This is a genomic window from Bacteroides sp. MSK.20.82, assembly GCF_019052485.1.
GTDB lineage: Bacteria > Bacteroidota > Bacteroidia > Bacteroidales > Bacteroidaceae > Bacteroides > Bacteroides thetaiotaomicron.
Genome location: NZ_JAHQUN010000038.1, coordinates 19,872 through 39,046 on the forward strand (window position 1 = coordinate 19,872; position 19,175 = coordinate 39,046).

A 19,175-nucleotide genomic window follows, 5' to 3' on the forward strand; every position below is an offset into this window, starting at 1 on the left:
ATTAACTTTCATGCTACTTCAACTTCTTCCGTATCTTGAATATCACGGCTATCCGCTTATGATCAATCTTATAATGCCTCCCGGAAAATCTCTCCTACCGTAGGATGAGGGAAAACAATCTTCTTCCATGCGGCGGCAGTCAGTCCAAGCTCAATGGCAGTACCGGCAAGAGTGATGATTTCCGAAGCAGGATTGCCCAGCACGTGTGCTCCGATTATCTGCTCCTGTTCATCCAGCAGTACTTTGCAGACTCCGTTCACACCTTCATTCTCCGCCACAAAACGACCGGAATAAGCCATCGGAAGTTTCACCACCTTATAAGTAATTCCTTTTGCTGAGGCCGATTCTTCCGTTTCTCCGACTCCTGCAATCTCCGGATTCGTATAAACAACGCCGGGGATAGCCCGGTAACTCATTGCATCTTCCTTACCCAAAATAGAATGTACGGCAACCTCGGCCTCACGGACAGCCGTATGAGCCAGCAAAGAAAAGCCTGTCAGATCACCGCAGACATAAACGCCGGACAGCGAAGTCTGCATCTTCTTATTGACCTTGATAGCGCCACGCCCGGTTTTATCCAGATTCAGATTTTCGAGTCCAAAACCTTTCGTCACAGGTCGGCGTCCAACGCTCATCAATAGTTTTTCTGCTATAACACTGCCCTTTCCTTCTTCATTCTCGTATGAAACAACCGCACCTTCTTCCGTCTGTGATAAGGCGACAACTTTAGTGCTGAGCAGGAATTTAATGCCCCGCTTCGCATATTCGGCACGAAGCAATGCAGACAGTTCCTTATCCATTCCTCCCAAAATCTCATCCATCATCTCAATCACCGTCACCTGCACACCGAGACTATTAAAGAATGACGCAAACTCCATACCGATCACTCCACCGCCTACAATGGCAAGGGAGGCAGGCAGTTCCTTACTGTCCAGCGCATCCCGATGCGTCCAGTAATTCACCGTTTCCACGCCAGTAATAGGAGGGATAAAGGTCTCGGAGCCTGTACAAAGGATCAGATTTTCCGCATTGTATGTCTCTTCGCCACAGCGAACTGTATTTTTATCTATGATCTGCGCCTCTCCCGTCACCATCGCGACATTATTGGAGGTCAGCTTTGCCTTTACACCCAATACCAGTTTGCGCACCACTTTACTTTTGCGGGCAATGATCTTCGGCAAGTCAAAAGAGACTTCGGAGACATTCACCGCATATTTCGAGGCATGACGTGCACTGTCGTAAGTCTTTGCCGAATACAACAGAGTTTTCGTCGGGATGCATCCTTCATTCAGGCAGACACCTCCCAGATTGTTCTTCTCGATAAGGAGTACGCTCAAACCGGCTTTGCCGGCAGCTTCGGCGGCTGTATATCCTGCGGGACCGCCACCGATGATAATGACTTGGTATTTCATAGGTATAAAATTTATAGTTCCATTCTCTTTTTAATCAACTCCACAAATTCACGTTCCTTGACAGGCGTCACCGAAGCAAACTTCCCGTTTCCATACTCTATCAAGACATAATTCGTCACCGAAAACTTTCCGAATTTCATGGAATGATACTTCCGGATAGCCGTGATTTCGGCAATTGGAATTACTTTTTTACGCATAAAACGTCCGGTGGATATCTCCAGAACTCCATCGGTAGATACGGTATAAACCGTATGAATAATCTGTTCGATGACTACAATAAGCAAGAGCATTAGTAGCACTGCCGGCAAGATATATTTACACCACAAAGCGCCGACGGCATTTACAGTAAGCACCACCAGCAGAAAATACTGGTACCAGGCGATGCGGGCATGAAAAATTCGATTCATTTTGTCAGATTTTTGCGTGCAAGGTAGCAAATTTATGAATTAGTGACAACGAAAAGAACAACGAAGTGACTTATTTTGTAGCTTTGCGGTGAGAAATAAACAAAATTATGGTAAGAAAATTCGATTTCCTCGTTATCGGCTCCGGAATTGCCGGTATGAGTTTTGCGCTCAAAGTGGCGCACAAAGGTAAAGTTGCTCTTATCTGTAAAAGCGGGCTGGAAGAAGCCAATACGTACTTCGCACAAGGAGGAGTGGCGTCCGTCACCAACCTGCTGGTGGATAATTTCGACAAACACATTGAAGACACGATGATTGCCGGCGACTGGATCAGCGACCGTGGCGCAGTAGAAAAAGTAGTGCGCGAAGCGCCTGCGCAAATTGAAGAACTGATCAAATGGGGCGTGGACTTCGACAAAAACGAGAAAGGCGAATTTGACTTGCACCGCGAAGGAGGACACTCCGAGTTCCGCATTCTTCACCATAAAGATAATACGGGAGCAGAAATTCAGGACAGCCTGATCAAAGCCGTGCAAAGGCATCCGAACATCGAGGTGATCGAAAACCAGTTTGCCGTTGAAATCCTGACCCAGCATCATCTGGGAGTAACTGTTACCCGCCAGACACCGGACATCAAATGCTACGGTGCCTACATCCTCGACCCGAAAACCGGAAAAGTAGATACCTATCTCGCCAAAGTGACTCTCATGGCCACCGGTGGAGTAGGAGCTGTTTATAAAACGACCACCAATCCGCTAGTCGCTACCGGAGACGGTATCGCCATGGTCTATCGTGCCAAAGGTACGGTGAAGGATATGGAGTTCGTGCAATTCCACCCTACCGCCCTGTACCATCCGGGCGACCGCCCTTCGTTCCTGATTACGGAAGCGATGCGTGGCTACGGTGGCGTACTCCGCACGATGGACGGCAAGGAGTTCATGCAGAAATACGATCCCCGTCTTTCACTCGCTCCGCGCGATATCGTAGCCCGTGCCATCGACAACGAAATGAAAAATCGGGGTGATGACCATGTTTATCTCGACGTCACCCACAAAGACCCGGAAGAGACAAAGAAGCACTTCCCCAATATTTACGAGAAATGCCTCAGCCTGGGCATCGACATCACCAAAGATTACATTCCGGTAGCTCCGGCAGCCCACTATCTTTGCGGCGGTATCCTCGTAGACCTGAACGGACAGTCTTCCATCGAACGCCTCTATGCAGTAGGAGAGTGCTCCTGCACCGGTCTTCACGGCGGCAACCGTCTGGCTTCCAACTCACTGATCGAAGCTGTCGTATATGCCGACGCCGCCGCCAAGCATAGTCTGGAAGTTGTAGACCAGTATGCCTACAACGAAGCCATCCCCGAATGGAACGACGAGGGAACCCGTTCACCGGAAGAGATGGTACTGATCACGCAAAGCATGAAGGAAGTCAACCAGATTATGAGTACTTATGTAGGTATTGTCCGCAGCGACCTTCGTCTGAAACGTGCCTGGGACCGACTGGATATCATTTACGAAGAAACTGAAAGCCTGTTCAAACGCAGCGTAGCCTCCAGAGAGATCTGTGAATTGCGTAATATGGTCAACGTAGGATATCTGATTATGCGTCAGGCGATGGAACGCAAAGAAAGCCGCGGATTGCATTATACGATTGATTATCCACACGCTAAAAAATAATCATGAAAACATTAACTAGACTATTTATTCTTTTATTCGTTATGGCAGGTGTAAGTTCCTGCTATACAGGGATCCCATTGAAACAAGGCAAATCGGAAAATAACCGAACTTACGAAGTCAGCTATTTGTTCGAGCATGACGGAGTCAAAGTCTATCGATTTATGGATATGGGAAACTATGTGTACTTTACCACAAAGGGAGATGTGACCAGTATCAAAAATGACTCTACGAAAGAAAGGACTGTAACGATCTACAGAGATGATACAGTCAGATAATGAAATATCTTAATAAATAAAATGCCGCTTGCAATTATATGCAAGCGGCATTTTTATTATCTAATAAACACCTCTTATTAATAGTTTTCTTTCTTCACCTCGAAATAAGCCTGCGGATGCAAACATGCCGGGCAAACTTCAGGAGCTTCCTTACCGATTTCGATATAACCGCAGTTACGGCATTGCCATACCACTTCGCCTTCTTTAGCGAATACAGTCATATTTTCGATGTTGTTCATGAAAGCCAGGTATCTTTCTTCGTGGCCTTTCTCAGCGATTGAGATATTGCGGTACATAGCAGCAATCATCGGGAAACCTTCCTGTTCTGCCACATCAGCGAAATGAGGATAATCCAGTGACCATTCTTCGTGTTCGCCGGCAGCGGCAGCGCGAAGATTTTCGAGTGTATTACCGATCACACCAGCCGGATAGCTGGCAGTAATTTCTACCATACCACCTTCCAGGAACTTGAACATACGTTTAGCGTGTTCCTTTTCCTGATCAGCTGTCTCTGTGAAGATTGCTGAAATTTGTTCGTAACCTTCCTTCTTTGCAACACTTGCAAAATAAGTGTAACGCATTCTAGCCTGTGATTCTCCTGCGAATGAAGTCAGCAGATTCTTCTCTGTCTGGGTTCCTTTAATACTTTTAGTCATAATTCTAATCTATATTTAAATTGGTTATTACCAAACGTAACTTGTCGTACTATTTATAACGCAAATATAAGCGATTTGTTCGTAATAAGCTCCCTTTTCTTGATGAATAAAAACTATCGATTCATAGATAAAACCTATCAACAATCAAATAGCATGTTGCTAAACATACTTATCTCGATTATTTTGCGTAATTTTGCAACCTCTACTTTGCAAAAGAGCAAATTATATATAATAATTCACAGAAATGAAGTTATTTGAATTTAAACCCAAATTGGTTTCTTGTTTAAAGAATTATTCGAAAGAAACGTTTATGGCGGACCTGATGGCAGGCGTCATTGTCGGCATCGTAGCACTTCCACTGGCCATCGCCTTCGGTATTGCTTCGGGAGTATCGCCCGAGAAAGGTATTATCACTGCTATTATTGCCGGATTCATCATCTCTCTGCTGGGAGGAAGCAAAGTCCAGATCGGCGGACCGACAGGAGCTTTCATTGTGATCATCTACGGCATCATCCAGCAATATGGCGAAGCCGGACTGATTGTGGCAACGCTTATGGCAGGTGTTCTCCTTATATTATTAGGAGTGTTCAAGCTCGGAGCCGTTATCAAGTTTATTCCGTATCCCATTATCGTCGGTTTCACCAGCGGTATTGCCGTTACCATTTTTACTACGCAGATTGCCGATATCTTCGGCCTGTCTTTCGGAGGTGAAAAAGTACCGGGAGATTTTGTCGGGAAATGGATGATTTATTTCCGTCATTTCGATACCGTGAATTGGTGGAATACCATTGTAAGTATTGTCAGCATCATTATCATTGCAATCACTCCCCGGTTTTCTAAAAAAATTCCCGGATCGCTGATTGCCATTATTGTAGTGACAGTGGCCGTCTATCTGATGAAGACTTATGGCGGAATAGATTGCATTCCGACCATCGGCGACCGTTTCACCATTAAGTCAGAGTTGCCGGATGCCGTTGTACCGGCTCTGGATTGGGAAGCTATCAAAAATCTGTTTCCGGTAGCTATCACTATTGCAGTGCTGGGAGCTATCGAATCACTCTTGTCTGCCACCGTAGCCGATGGTGTGATAGGCGACCGTCATGATTCCAACACGGAACTAATCGCACAGGGTGCCGCAAATATCGTAGCGCCATTGTTCGGAGGTATCCCCGCTACCGGAGCTATTGCCCGTACGATGACGAATATCAACAATGGAGGTAAGACGCCGATTGCAGGTATTATCCATGCGATTGTTCTTCTTCTGATTCTTCTTTTCCTGATGCCCCTTGCACAGTATATTCCGATGGCTTGCCTTGCCGGAGTACTGGTCATCGTATCTTATAATATGAGCGGCTGGCGCGTCTTCAAGGCTTTACTGAAGAATCCGAAATCCGATGTCACCGTATTGCTGATTACTTTCTTCCTCACTGTTATCTTCGACTTGACAGTTGCCATCGAAGTAGGACTGATCATCGCCTGCGTACTCTTCATGAAACGTGTCATGGAGACTACTGAAATCTCCGTCATTACGGATGAGATCGACCCGAATAAAGAATCGGATATCGCCGTCAACGAAGAAAACATCATGATCCCTAAAGGAGTGGAAGTATATGAAATCAACGGTCCTTACTTCTTCGGTATCGCTACGAAGTTCGAAGAAACGATGGCGCAGCTGGGAGACCGTCCGAATGTACGCATCATCCGTATGCGTAAAGTTCCGTTCATCGACTCCACAGGTATTCATAATCTGACTACACTTTGCGAAATGTCGCAGAAAGAAAAGATTACCGTCATTCTTTCCGGAGTCAATGAGAAAGTATATAAGGTGCTGGAGAAATCCGGATTCTATGAATTGCTGGGAAAAGAAAATATCTGCCCGAACTTCAAGGTAGCGCTGGATAGAGCGGAAGAAGTCATGAAATAAAGAGACTACAACATAAAGAAAGAGCCATTTTATCTCCTGCTTTTCGGGATTAAAATGGCTCTTTTTTATTTTAAGAGAGGGATTACCGCTCCACTAAACTTTTAAAAACAAGCCACGTTTATACATCATTCTCAACAGGAAGAAAAGAATAAGATAATTAGCAAAAGTAAGCCATACGGGATAATAATCTCCGATGTATTGTTTCAACCCATAACTGACCGAATCAGCAATGCAACGGAAGTTCACCACTTCGCCCAACAGATAAGCCGTGATGGAGTTCATACCATACACTTTCAACCAGTTCAATCCACGGCTGTGTCCCTTATAGTCAATCCAGTAATAAAACAATGCCATCAGCAGAAAGCAATAACCACCGGACAGTAATGTCATACTACCTGTCCACAAACGCTTAATGATGGGCATCTGCAAACTCCAAAGCATCGCCAGCCCTACTAAAAGCACACCAATGACGGACAGAGTCTGTACCACCTTTTTACGGTTCGCTTTCCCTTCTTTCATAATCTTTCCGGCAAAAGCTCCAAGCATGACAGTCACTCCGAATGTCAGACTGCTCCATATCCATGTGTAATTGTAATAAGGTGAAAAGCTCCACGTTCCGTCCTCATTCCAGAAAACACCATCTCTGAAACGACCTAAAACCCATCTGTCCACCTGTTCGGCAAAGTTTCCAGCCGGTGTGAAGTCACCCAAAAATGTCATGGGAATCCAGTATATGAAAAGCAACAGCAAAGTGATTCCTATCTGCCACCTGAATGAAAAATGTAACTGAATGACTGCCGCAATAAAATAGCCGACAGCAATAGACTGCAAAGTATTTGAATAGAGATAAATATGACTGCTGTCCAGTCCAAGCAGATTTCCCTGAACAATCATTCCGAAAATAAACAGCAGAAACACCCGCCTCAGAATCCTCCGATAGACGGGCCAGTAACTGCCGGACATACCGATGTACTTTGACAGTGAAAACGGCATCGAAGCACCTGTCATAAAGAGGAACAACGGCATCACAAGATCCCAGAAACGGAATCCCTCCCACACTTCATGATCAAACTGATAAAGGATATCATTGAGAAACGGCAAGTTCAACTGTCGTACCAACGCCGCAAACACCGGCTGAAAGAAGACAAGAAGAAATAGATCAAAACCCCGAAGAATATCCAAAGAAGCAAGTCTGGATGTGTTATTCTCTGATAATTTACTCATAGTATTAACCAATTCATATTATTATTCAGTTATTGTCTCATCAAAAACATATGCTGTAAAGCGTCTTAATACAAATATATTCAAAACTTCTTTCTCCTACAAGTACATCGGAAAGGAAATGAATCATTGGAAGAGAAGCGAAGTTAGAGTAAATCGACCAAAATCTGTCAGAGAATGACTAAATAGTATTATTCCATATTCAAATTAGGTTGTAATTTTGCCCTAGACCTAAATGAAGTATTTGTCAAATCCTAATTAATAAAACAATAGTATGAAAAAACATTTTCTGATTTTTACAATCTCGCTTCTATTTTTCTCGCTTGCACAAGGCAAAGTGAAGCTCCCTGCCATGATGGGAGATCATATGGTACTTCAACAAAACAGTTCCGTTAAGCTGTGGGGATGGGCAGACAGCAAAAAGGTGACTGTCACCACTTCGTGGAATAACCGTACTTATAAGGTATCGACAGACGATGAAGGAGCATGGCTGGTCAAAGTGGATACTCCTGCCGGAAGTTTTACCCCTTATTCTATTACCATCAGTGACGGAACCCGGGTCACGCTATCGGATATATTAATAGGAGAAGTATGGATATGCTCCGGTCAGTCTAACATGGAAATGACCATGAAAGGAAACATGGGACAGCCCATCGACCATTCGCTGGAAACTCTTCTGAACGCAGGCAACTACCGCGACCGTATCCGTTTTATCACTGTCCCCCGAACCAAAGGAGTGAAAGAACGGACAGACTTTGAAGGAGCGAAATGGGAAGTTTCTTCGCCCGAAACCACTATGGATTGCAGTGCCGCAGGTTACTTCTTTGCCCGACAACTGACGGAAACGCTTCATCTCCCCGTAGGACTGGTCATCAACAGCTGGGGAGGTTCACGAATCGAGGCATGGATGACAGAAGAAACGCTCGCCTCCGTGGAAGGCGCAAATATAGAGGCCGCCAAAAATCCAAAGTTAGATACGAACAGCCGGCTGCAATGCCTGTATAATATCATGTTACTGCCTGTGAAAAACTATACGGCACGCGGATTTCTATGGTATCAGGGAGAGTCGAATCTATTCAACTATCAGATCTATGCTCCGATGATGACTGCGATGGTGCAGCTCTGGAGAAATGTATGGGAAGCACCGGATATGCCTTTTTATTATGTCCAGATTGCTCCGCACAAATACGGAAACAGCCGGAACATAAATTCCGCCTTATTGCAGGAAGCACAAATGAAAGCATTGCAGACAATCCCCAACTCCGGAATGATTCCTACGATAGATGTCGGCGACGAGTTCTGCATTCATCCTCCTCAGAAAAACGTAGTAGGACTCCGGCTAGCCAATCTCGCACTGACTAAAACATACGGTCTCCATAAATTTCCATCTACCGGACCGATGATGACAAAGGTGGAATATTCAAAGAACAAAGCGATCGTCACACTCGACAATGCCCCTTCCGGACTGGCACCGGGCAGCTGTGAATTGGAAGGTTTCGAGATTGCAGGAGCCGACAAGAAATTCTATCCGGCAAAAGCACGGATTGCAGGTCGCACAAGAAATGTGGAAGTATGGAGCGATCAGGTCGCCCAACCGGTAGCCGTACGGTATGCTTTCCGTAATTATGTAGGAAACATCACTTTACGCAATACATTAGGGATTGCTGCTTTCCCGTTCCGGACAGATACATGGGATGATGTAAAGTAAGAGCTGATTAGCCTCTGTGCAGGGTATATATGCCCTGTGTACAGGAGCTATATATCCAACGCGCAGGAGCTATATATCCAATATGTTGGGCATATAGCTCCTGTATATTGAATAATAGTCCTTTTTCAATACACTATATTTTATTCATTCCTGCACAGTTTTGAACTAATAGAATAAAGATTACTATCTAATAGAATGATTCTCACTTCATAAAAAGAGTATTCAAATGAAGAAATCCCTAACCAGATTAAATATGGAGGTAGCAGACTGAAGGACTGCTTGTGAAAGTAATCCTTCCCGTCTGTCTCCCAAAGAGGATGCCAATAGTTCCCCACAGGCATCCTCTTTTGTTATATATCAATGATTTACACGAAACACATTCTAGAATGAATGCATCCTCAGTTGCTTATCAACCAATATTCCGTCTTTCAGATTCAGATCAAACTTCACTTTACGTTTCGCTTTCAATTTCAGAATAAAGAGTTCTTCCGAACCTTCCAAAGCCTCCTGTTTTCCCATATTGACGAAAGTAGGATAGAGGGATTTCACACCATTCGTATGCAGGCGGTCATAAGTCAGATTTTCCATTGCTTTCATATTCAGCGGTTCCACGCCTACAAATTCATAGTCGCTCTGATCATAAGGCAAAGCAAAGCTAAGTGCATTAACCGAACGCAGATCATTACCCTTCACACGGATTTCAACGATTTCGTCCTTTTGATACTGCTTCTTCGGAGTGCTGATGGACAGAGAGCCGGATACTTTCTCCGTAGCTTCCCTGTCGACACCGCCGTCGAGCTGAGTGGCTACGACAGAAATATCATAAGCATCTATCAAGTCATTCATGTTGATATCGCCTTTGCTGATATAACCTTCAAAGTCTGAGTCGCCACGACGCAATCCGGTATAGTTCATATAAGAAGTCAGGTCATTGCGGTCGATCTTGCCATCATTGTTGATGTCGCCTTGCAGGTAACTTGCCGTTCCCGGTACTTTGAATACGTAGATTTCACGACCTGAACCATAGTTTCCTACACCTGCCGTAACGTTCAGTTTGATGTAACGTGCATTTGGACGCTCTGTGAAAGTGAATACTTTTACATCACCATTCCGTTGCCATTCGAATGCTCCGGCTTCCGTCCAGTTTTCTTTGTCCATACTGTAAGATACCGTTCCTTTCAGCAGTGTACCGTTGCCGGCATCCGCACGGGGCAAATAATGGAACTTATCCAGTTGGTTAACTGTTTTGAGGTCGATAATCAAATCTAATGGTATGGAGTTAACGCTATACTTCGTGTGCCATGTATCTCCCGATTCGGAGAAGTTGAACAATCGGTCTACACCGAATCCTCCCTGCGATGCGGCAGTCGATTCACCTTCAATGCCACGAATAGCAAATTCCAGCGGATTAGTCTTCGTTTTCACCTGAATCTCTGCCCATTCGGAAACACCGTCTTTGTTGACAGCACGCACTTTGAATGCGTAAGGAGTATCCGCTTTTAGGTCTTCAAACAGTAAGTAAGTATCCCGGATAGTCGTATAAAGCATTCCGTTAAATTCAATCTCATAGTAATCGGCATTGGGTACTTTGTCCCAAGTCGGTTGCAGGGTATATGCTTCTCTGTTCTGCTCGCTTACTTGAGCGTTTTGTGGTACAGACAGAGTTCCGGTGCTTACCAAGTTCCGGTCGGCCGGTTCAAAGCGGAAACCTTCCACGTCCAGTTCGATACGATTGGCGGTGATGTCGGTGCTGCCCAGTTTGATATGCAACAGCGGATTCCTTGTGATAACCACTTTCTCAAATTCACTTCCTTTGGTTGCAAACTTATTCAGATTGGGGGTTTCTTCGTACCAGAATACGTTTTCTCCATTCAGAAGTTCCGCTGCCGTGCTTACTTCCGTCAGTTTTACTTTCTTGTTGTTGATTCTTGCAGTCAGTTTCTTCGGTTTCTCCGTGACGTTGATGCGCAGTTCCGTCTTTTTATCTTTTACAAAACCGTCGAAACTTCCGGCTGTGGGATGAATGGTGATAGTCACACGGTTCTTTGCGTCTACGTTCGATTCGATCAGGGTAGATACCGATTTCTCCTGACGGTAGGCTTCCGTCACACCGTCGTCGTCATATTCTACGGTTGCAGTATGGCGGTTCGGATAAAATTCATAGATGCGAAGTGAGGGGTCTATTTCGCTGACATTATTGTTAGGTTGTGTCATCGGAATAATAGCGCCATTCTTTACGAATACGGGTAACTTCCAAACCGGAGTATCAAAGTTGCTGAGAATACGGTTGCCTTCGTATTTCTCTCCGCTGAAATAGTCTATCCAAGTGCCTTCGGGCAGATAAATTCCATTGCGGATATCATTGCCCTCTTTATCAGCCTTCGTATTCTGATAGACAGGGGCTACGAGAAAGTCGGTACCATACATATATTGGTAGCGGGTAGCCGTTCCGTATGTATATTCATTCGGATAGTCGAGGAACATGGCACGGATGAGAGGCATACCATCCACCGCTTCACGGGCAAAGCTATACGTGTAAGGCATCAGCTCCGATTTCAGTTTGAGATACATGCGGTTAATGGATGTAGCTGGTTCGCCTAAAGCATGGGGGTACTTTTCGTTGGCGCCCCAGCCATCCATATTCAACTGCATGGGGGTAAATGTTTTCCATTGGAAATCACGTATATTGACTGCCGCATTCTTTCCACCAAAGATTCCGTCCATATCCGAGCAGATATTCGGCTGGCCGGACAGACCGGAACCTATATAAGTAGGGATATGAAAACGGATATATTCCCATTCGCCTCCGGTCTGGTCGCCCGACCAGATGCCGGCATAGCGTTGTGTGCCTGCCCAGCCGTCCAGTGAAATGATAAAGGGACGGGCATCATTGCCATAATAAGGCATAATATGTCCTACGTCTGCCACTCCGTTCAATCCGAAGGAATAGCCGGCTCCTACCCATGCCACGTCAGTTTTGAGTACACGCACACCGGCATCACGGACTTCTTTCACGATGTCACGCTGCAATAAGGCGCTTACACCTTCTTTCGGGTGCAGGTCTGACTGTGTCCAGAGTCCTATTTCCACTCCGTTCTTGCGGGCGTAGTCTCCCAGGCTTTTCAGATTGGCGATGTTGCCGTCCAACGTTTCCGTCTGTCCGTATCCGGCTCCGTAACCGTCGTTCGGAAGTAACCATCCGAGAGGCATATCATGATTCTTGTAACGGTCGATAACGGCACGTGCCGAGAACTGATAATTGTTCTTTTCACCATTCAGAGACTCTTTGATGCCGCCATTGTCTTTCTGGCTTTCTTTATAACGCTTTCCGTCTTCAAAAAGGATTCCTTTCTCGTCTTCCTTCCAGTAGTCACGGTTGTAGGCATTGAGATGTCCTTCGTAAAAACCGAATTTGGGCAACAAAACGGGGTTTCCCGTCAACTGATAGAAATCATTCAACAGGGAAACGGCTCCGTCGTTGACCATATAGAAAATATCAAGGTAAGAAGAATTGTGAGACAGTTTCACTATGTTTTTCTCTGTTGCTCCAAAGTCATATTCACCTTTCCGGAAAGTGTACCACATCATTCCGTAACCATTGGTAGACCAGTAAAAAGGGGCAGGGGAGGCCACTCCGCCATCCGTCCAGCTATTCTGATTTTCGATGGCAATAACCTTGCCTTTATGAGAGAAACGTCCGTTTTGCACACCGCCTCCGTAGAAGTATTCTTCGGGATTCTCCTTTAAGGTTACAGTCACTTCTTTAGGACCGAATACCACCGGAGCGACTTCTTCGATCACACATTTGCCGGTCAATGGATTAAAGACTTTCATCAGTCCGGTCTGCTTATTCAGTTCAATCCGTACTTGGGCGGTGGTGAGGGTGATATATCCATCTTTCTCATCCACCGACAGTCCAGAAACCTTGCGTCGGGGCTGGTCTACAAGTATCTGCGCTTCAGGTTTCGCTTCGGGGTCACGGATGACGCCTCCGGAATTGTCCTGAAAGACACGGAAAATATTCTCTCCGTAAAAGTCGATAGTCATCCGTTGCTGGTTCGTGAACAATACATCAACCGTCGTCGGGTTTATTTTCTCTGCACGAAGGATTCCCGAAGTCTGTTCCTGGCAGACGGATGCCGAAGAAACATCACTCTGATCCGATGCTACGGATGCCTGTATGGAAGAAAGGGAAATTGGACATAATAATAAAATGGCGGTAATACGCCTGAGATGTCGTAAAGAGATGGGGGTTTCTTTTTTCATGTTTTTATTTATTTAGTATTAGACATTAAGTGCCTTTGTATATTCTTTTAAAAATGATATTAACTAATTCAGATGACATACTATAAGATTATTAGTGTCAGATTGTAAAATTACTCGTTTGGTAATAAATACACTTCATCTTTGGGTTACCCTAAATCAGAAGCTGTTTTATTATTATTTATTCACAAATCCCATAGGGATAAGCGGAGGTCAATAGCGTGTCACCTTATTCGTAGTCGCTTTCAGATACTCAAAGCGGTTGATCAATTCGCCCAGCTTCTTCGGGTATTTGGTTGCTACATTTTCCTGCTGCCCGATATCTTTTTTCAGATTATAGAGCTTATATCCATATCCCAAACCGATAAAGTCTCCGTCTTCCTTGCTATACGGATTATAATAAGGAGGAATCAGTGCCCAGTCACCCTGACGGTAGGCGTAATTGAACATTCCTTCAATGACAAGTTCTTCACGTCCTTTCTTGCTCTTGCCCAAAAAGGTGTCCAAGGTATTTTCACTGTCCAGCTTGTCCGGATAAGACTGCCCTAACAAGGCGGCAAAGGATGCCAGCAAATCCATCTGGCAGACGAATGCATCGGAAACCTGCGGTTTAACTGCTGCCGGCCAGCGAAGCATAAAAGGTATACGTGTACCTCCGTCGAACATACTTGTCTTTCCTCCGCGAAGCGGACCGGCTATCTTATGATCTCCTACCAGCTCCACTGCATCGTCTTTGTATCCGTCATCCAGTACCGGACCATTATCACTGGTCAGCACGACGATTGTATTTTCAGCCAATCCCAGTTTATCCAGTTCTTTCAGAAATTCGGATACACACCAGTCGGCTTCCAAGATAACATCCCCGCGGGGTCCCATCCCCGACTGACCTGCAAAACGTTCGTTAGGAACACGGGGTACGTGTGGCTGATGCAATCCGTAATAAAGAAAGAAAGGGGCATCTTTATGGTCATTGACAAATTGCTTCGCCTTGTTCAAAAACAATTCCGCCATTTCCTCGTCTTTCCATTGTGCCGCCTTACCACCTTTCTGAAATCCGATACGGGGCACCCCGTTGACTATCGAACCGGCATGTCCCACACTCGGGTGCATCCGGAGCAGTTCGGGATTATTCTTTCCGGTAGGTTCTCCCGGAAAATTCTGCCGGTAATCCACATACAACGGATCATTGGGGTCTAGCCCCACTACACGTCCGTTTTCGAGAAATACACATGGGACACGGTCGTTCGTTGCTGCTTGAATAAAGGAATAATCGTATCCTATTTCGGCAGCTCCCGGATGAACCTCTTTATTCCAGTCTACTTTACCGTCTCCCAATCCGATATGCCATTTACCTACAGAACCGGTAGCGTATCCGGCTTGTTTCATCAACTTGGGTAAAGTAATCTTCTGGGTGTCGATGATTAATGCCGCATTACCGGGCAGAATTTTTGCATCGGTATTTGTCCAGGGATAAAGACCGGTCATTACGGAATAGCGGCTTGGAGTAGAGGTTGCCGCTGTGCAAAAACCTTGTGTGAAACGGATTCCTTCATTCGCCACACGGTCCATGCCCGGTGTAGAAATACGATGAGCACCATAGCAACTCAAGTCACCGTATCCCAAATCATCGGCGACGATCAGGATTACATTCGGTTGCTGCTTGTCAGCCGGTCGTTCCTTCGGATGAGCTTGTCCGGCTGTCAGCGTAGTAGGCATTGAAGAAATGCCTGCCAAAGCATAAAAGGCTAAATTCGTGTTTTTCATAATATGGGGGTTTTATGTGTTTAAAATGATCTCAGGTAAGCGATCAATAGGATGCTGTTGCCGGAATTCCCGTTCGCTTTATCAATTCTACAATCCGGTCCAGTTCTTCATGAGTGGCTTTCTGCAAATCATGATCGGGAGTCTCCCTGTCAATCGTATAGATCATTACCTGACTGGGAGCTATCTCCTTGACTGCTTCCAGCCACGGGAGCACAAACTCATCGGATGTATTATTCATATCTTTCCCAAGGTAACTACCTTTCAGAAACATAGTCTGAATAATACAATTTCCTTTGAATTCTTTCATCTTTTCGATGATCTTCCTTACGGAATATTTCCCGTTGGGACGATCCAGGAGATGAATGTATTCTTCGTTCACCGTATCCAGCTTCAGGATATTATTATCTATCTTGTTCAATGCATCGAATACTGCAGGACGGTCAATGAAGGTAGAATTGCTCAATACACTTACTTTTGCATTCGGGAAATAGTGGTCACGAAGTGCCAGTGTATCTTCTATGATTTCCGGAAAATGAGGGTGGGCAGTCGGTTCACCGTTTCCGGCAAATGTGAGTACATCAGGGGCGGGACCGTTCTTCTGCATATCTTTCAGCTTTTCTTCCAGGGCGATGCGCACTTCTTCACGAGTGGGCAGATGCTTCTTCGGACGATGGTCGGCATTGAAGCCGCATTCACAATAAATGCAGTCGAACGAGCAGACTTTGCCGTCTTCCGGCAATAAGTTGATTCCCAAAGACACACCCAAGCGGCGGGAATGAACAGGGCCGAAGATGGGTGAAGGAAAAATAATAGTCATCTTTTTATTAATTGTTTTAATATGAGTTCAATATCAATACGAACGTTTATCACATCAAACTCACATTATTTTATCATTTACTATTTCATAATATCCAGAGGCAAAGATACTTTAAAACTTAATACGGAGTTGCATTTGTACGTCAGCTTTTTTATTTCCAAGGATTAAATCATTGCCGGAACCTATTTCATTCCGGTCGAGATAAACGGTTTCTCCGAATTTAGTTATAAACATCCAATGTTCATTCGGTTCATATCTCAGACGAACAGCACAGCGAAATCCACGGCCTTGAAAGGAAGGAGTGTAAAATGTATAAAGCAATCCCTTTTCTGATACATATACCCGCGAATCATAGTCGTCTGTAGAAAAATAACTGCCTTGAACGTCAGCAAACAGCCTGGTCCAAGGCAGTTGGGAGGACATCATTTGTGTAACTTGATATCCTTTACTAGCAGCCCTGTCTTGAGAATGAAAATGGTTGTAATCTAAAGTTGTACGACAGCTAAACACATCTCCATAAAAATAGTTCAAACGATATCGAAGTTGGTGATGAAAAATAGGAAGCGTTAGGTTTTCTTTGCTACCTGTCAAGTCACGCTCTTTCTGTTTATAACGATATTTCAAGTACATTGTCAGATTACTGTGCGGAGTAAACGTAGCCTGAAGCAATCCGTCCATACCTCGGGAAGGTTTACTGATCCGGTATTTCTTCCACGGGAAAGAAAACAGATCGAAGGAAGCAAGGACGTGCCAATGGCGGAAAGGGGAAGTTTCCAACCCCAGATAATATCCCTGTTCGTTTTGAACCGCACTTCCTTCTCCAAAAGAATGGGCGAACATAGCCCAATAATTATATGAGTAGTATCGTTGTACGATCATCAACTGAGTTCCTTCCACCGGTGAATACTGAAGACGGTTCAAAGTAGCACTGCCTTGTTTTCCCATAGCCGTCTCTCCTTGGAAAGAAAAGCGATGCCAGCGGTAAGCATAGTCTATTCCTAAATTGTAGAACTGATTTCCATGAATGTTGTATTGGGAATAACCTGTTAATTGCGGTTCATAAGGTCGGTTGAAAACATAGTAAATACCGGTGATACCCAGCCGGATACGGTTCTGTTGATAACTCACGTTTCCACCAGTCAGCTGCATGGTGAATACGTTCTTCTTATCGACTTCTTTCTGACTGCGGTGTAGTCCGGTTTTGTAGATAGAAGTTATTTCGCCATCGGTCAGCACACCGTCCAGCGAACGGTGTGAGTAAAAGCCGGATATACTCCATTGCTTTGTAATGCTTAAGGTTGCCGCCGCTCCCCGAAAATAATTAGTTTCGTCAGTAGAAGAATGTTTCCTGATTCCTCCGCTGCGGGTGTTGAAAGAAGAAGCATATACGGTCTTTCCCAGTAAGTAATCCGTGCTGATCACCAATCCCTGTCCGAAACTTAACCGATAGTTACCAACAGCCAATGTTTTTAACCGCCCACAATCTTTGAGTAAGAGATAAAAAGAATAATAATCATACCCTTGACGATTGTGCAGAGCAAAGAAAGGTTCTCCGGCATCCTTCTCCGCAACGAAACCTGCATAGAGCTGGTCGCGATAACGGAAAGCATACTTAACAGAGTTATAAACAGAAGGTCCCAAATAGGTATGTTCATAACCTTTTCGCTTGTAAAACGGTATATCTATGCGAGTTATCACTTCATTCTTTCCATACTTCATTGCGCTTTTCAACATAGTTTTCCACCGAAAAGACGACTCATTGTTAATCGCTTTGATACATACGAAAGGCAATAGATACTGAATAGTCTGCCTGTCCATATCCTCTATCAACTGAAGTTCATAAAGGGTTTTCATCTGCCCATGCACGTATATATAAGCCAGCAGATGTTCAATCTGAATATCACTGAGAAAAGGAAATTGTTCCAGTTGTTGACGGGTAGCCCGGTTTAAATCTACAGGTTCGTGAAGGCGGACGGACAGTTCTTCCAGTTCATTCTCCCAATTGGGTTCATTAACAGCATTATCAACACTATTATTAACAGATAAATCTTCAAAAATATCTTCTATAAGACTTTGAGAAGGGTTTTGAGCACTACAAGCAGGAATAATGAACAGGCTGTTTATAATACTTATCAACCGAAATAGTTGAGTAGTTTTCATCAATAAATTATTTGTTTACACCTTGCGTTTTTACAGACAAGGGCGCAAAGATACTTTAAATAGGTTAACGTCTAAAAGAAATGTCTGAATAATAAAATTTTAATTTTATTTTTGTAACGTGAAAAGGAGACTTAACATAGTAATAATGATGGCATTTGCTATGGTCTGTTCATCGAAGATGCAGGCACAGGACAGGCAAACTATCAACGGATACTTGGTTCCAATGTGTATCTACAACGGAGATACCATTCCATGTGTCCAGTTAAGGACTGTTTATATCTTCCGCCCGCTAAAATTCAAAAACGAAAAAGAACGGCTGGAATACTACCGGCTGGTACGTAACGTAAAAAAGGTATATCCTATCTCCAAAGAAATTAACCAGGCTATTATTGAAACTTACGAGTATCTTCAGACATTACCCAACGAGAAGGCTCGCCAAAAACATCTCAAACGGGTGGAAAAAGGACTGAAGGAACAATATACCGCACGGATGAAGAAACTCTCTTTTACACAAGGCAAACTCTTGATTAAATTGATAGACCGCCAAAGTAATTCCACCAGTTATGAACTGGTGAAAGCTTTTATGGGACCTTTCAAAGCAGGATTCTATCAGACATTTGCCGCACTGTTCGGTGCCAGTCTGAAAAAGGAATATGATCCGTTGGGAGAAGATAAACTGACGGAAAGAGTTGTGCTGCTGGTAGAGAACGGACAAATCTGATTCACCTTGTCATAAGGTTATCAACGTTGTTATTAACCATCATATTTCTATTAAATCTAATTCCACTATCACCATAGGAAAATTACCCTGCTTTATCTGACTTCCAGGGTATTAACACCTGACAAGTCAACTGTTAATAGTCTGTATGACAAGTATTAATAGTTGAGA

The 19,175-nt window shown here is 44.4% G+C and carries 13 protein-coding genes; 5 read left to right on the forward strand and 8 right to left on the reverse strand.

What is annotated here, in order from left to right; all coding sequences use genetic code 11:
* Positions 1-68: 68 nt before the first annotated feature.
* Together lpdA and KTR07_RS21410 are read right to left on the reverse strand one after the other, a co-directional pair.
* Positions 69-1,412 carry a dihydrolipoyl dehydrogenase gene (gene lpdA / locus KTR07_RS21405; RefSeq protein WP_008767424.1) on the reverse strand — a complete coding sequence of 448 codons (1,344 nt, stop codon included), beginning with the start codon at positions 1,410-1,412 and terminating at the stop codon, positions 69-71.
* Positions 1,413-1,423: 11 nt separating this feature from the next.
* Positions 1,424-1,819, reverse strand: a complete 396-nt coding sequence (locus KTR07_RS21410) for a PH domain-containing protein (protein WP_113748001.1) — start codon at positions 1,817-1,819, stop codon at positions 1,424-1,426.
* Positions 1,820-1,926: 107 nt separating this feature from the next.
* On the opposite strand from KTR07_RS21410, the gene nadB reads away from it, so the two are divergent.
* Positions 1,927-3,498 (forward strand): L-aspartate oxidase, encoded by a 1,572-nt coding sequence (gene nadB, locus KTR07_RS21415; protein WP_113748002.1) that lies wholly within the window; start codon positions 1,927-1,929, stop codon positions 3,496-3,498.
* 2 nt (positions 3,499-3,500) lie between these two features.
* Positions 3,501-3,773 carry a DUF4884 domain-containing protein gene (locus KTR07_RS21420; protein ID WP_008767421.1) on the forward strand — a complete coding sequence of 91 codons (273 nt, stop codon included), beginning with the start codon at positions 3,501-3,503 and terminating at the stop codon, positions 3,771-3,773.
* A 77-nt stretch (positions 3,774-3,850) separates the two neighbouring features.
* Here KTR07_RS21420 and rbr read toward each other — a convergent pair whose 3' ends face one another.
* Complete coding sequence (rbr, locus tag KTR07_RS21425) at positions 3,851-4,429, reverse strand: rubrerythrin (protein ID WP_008762794.1); 579 nt, start codon at positions 4,427-4,429, stop codon at positions 3,851-3,853.
* A gap of 244 nt (positions 4,430-4,673) precedes the next feature.
* On the opposite strand from rbr, the gene KTR07_RS21430 reads away from it, so the two are divergent.
* Complete coding sequence (locus KTR07_RS21430) at positions 4,674-6,353, forward strand: SulP family inorganic anion transporter (RefSeq protein WP_008767420.1); 1,680 nt, start codon at positions 4,674-4,676, stop codon at positions 6,351-6,353.
* Positions 6,354-6,446: 93 nt separating this feature from the next.
* On the opposite strand, the gene KTR07_RS21435 is transcribed toward KTR07_RS21430, so the two are convergent.
* Entirely contained in the window at positions 6,447-7,577 is a 1,131-nt protein-coding gene (locus KTR07_RS21435) for an acyltransferase family protein (RefSeq protein ID WP_117981536.1), read from the reverse strand.
* Between the two features lie 271 nt (positions 7,578-7,848).
* On the opposite strand from KTR07_RS21435, the gene KTR07_RS21440 reads away from it, so the two are divergent.
* Positions 7,849-9,282 carry a sialate O-acetylesterase gene (locus tag KTR07_RS21440; RefSeq protein WP_117981537.1) on the forward strand — a complete coding sequence of 478 codons (1,434 nt, stop codon included), beginning with the start codon at positions 7,849-7,851 and terminating at the stop codon, positions 9,280-9,282.
* A gap of 381 nt (positions 9,283-9,663) precedes the next feature.
* On the opposite strand, the gene KTR07_RS21445 is transcribed toward KTR07_RS21440, so the two are convergent.
* The 4 genes from KTR07_RS21445 to KTR07_RS21460 all read right to left on the reverse strand — a co-directional run bounded on the left by KTR07_RS21445 (position 9,664) and on the right by KTR07_RS21460 (position 18,286).
* Positions 9,664-13,548, reverse strand: coding sequence for a TIM-barrel domain-containing protein (locus KTR07_RS21445; protein ID WP_062695859.1), 3,885 nt, complete (start codon positions 13,546-13,548; stop codon positions 9,664-9,666).
* 210 nt (positions 13,549-13,758) lie between these two features.
* The gene (locus tag KTR07_RS21450; RefSeq protein WP_008767416.1) at positions 13,759-15,309 is read right to left on the reverse strand and encodes a sulfatase-like hydrolase/transferase; all 1,551 of its coding nucleotides are present in this window, start codon (positions 15,307-15,309) and stop codon (positions 13,759-13,761) included.
* Between the two features lie 43 nt (positions 15,310-15,352).
* Complete coding sequence (locus KTR07_RS21455) at positions 15,353-16,126, reverse strand: radical SAM protein (protein ID WP_008762787.1); 774 nt, start codon at positions 16,124-16,126, stop codon at positions 15,353-15,355.
* Between the two features lie 111 nt (positions 16,127-16,237).
* The gene (locus KTR07_RS21460) at positions 16,238-18,286 is read right to left on the reverse strand and encodes a helix-hairpin-helix domain-containing protein (protein ID WP_113748004.1); all 2,049 of its coding nucleotides are present in this window, start codon (positions 18,284-18,286) and stop codon (positions 16,238-16,240) included.
* 145 nt (positions 18,287-18,431) lie between these two features.
* Here KTR07_RS21460 and KTR07_RS21465 point away from each other — a divergent pair, with 145 nt between their 5' ends.
* On the forward strand, positions 18,432-19,007 hold the full coding sequence (locus tag KTR07_RS21465) for a DUF4294 domain-containing protein (RefSeq protein ID WP_032814169.1): 576 nt from the start codon (positions 18,432-18,434) through the stop codon (positions 19,005-19,007).
* Positions 19,008-19,175 lie beyond the last annotated feature (168 nt).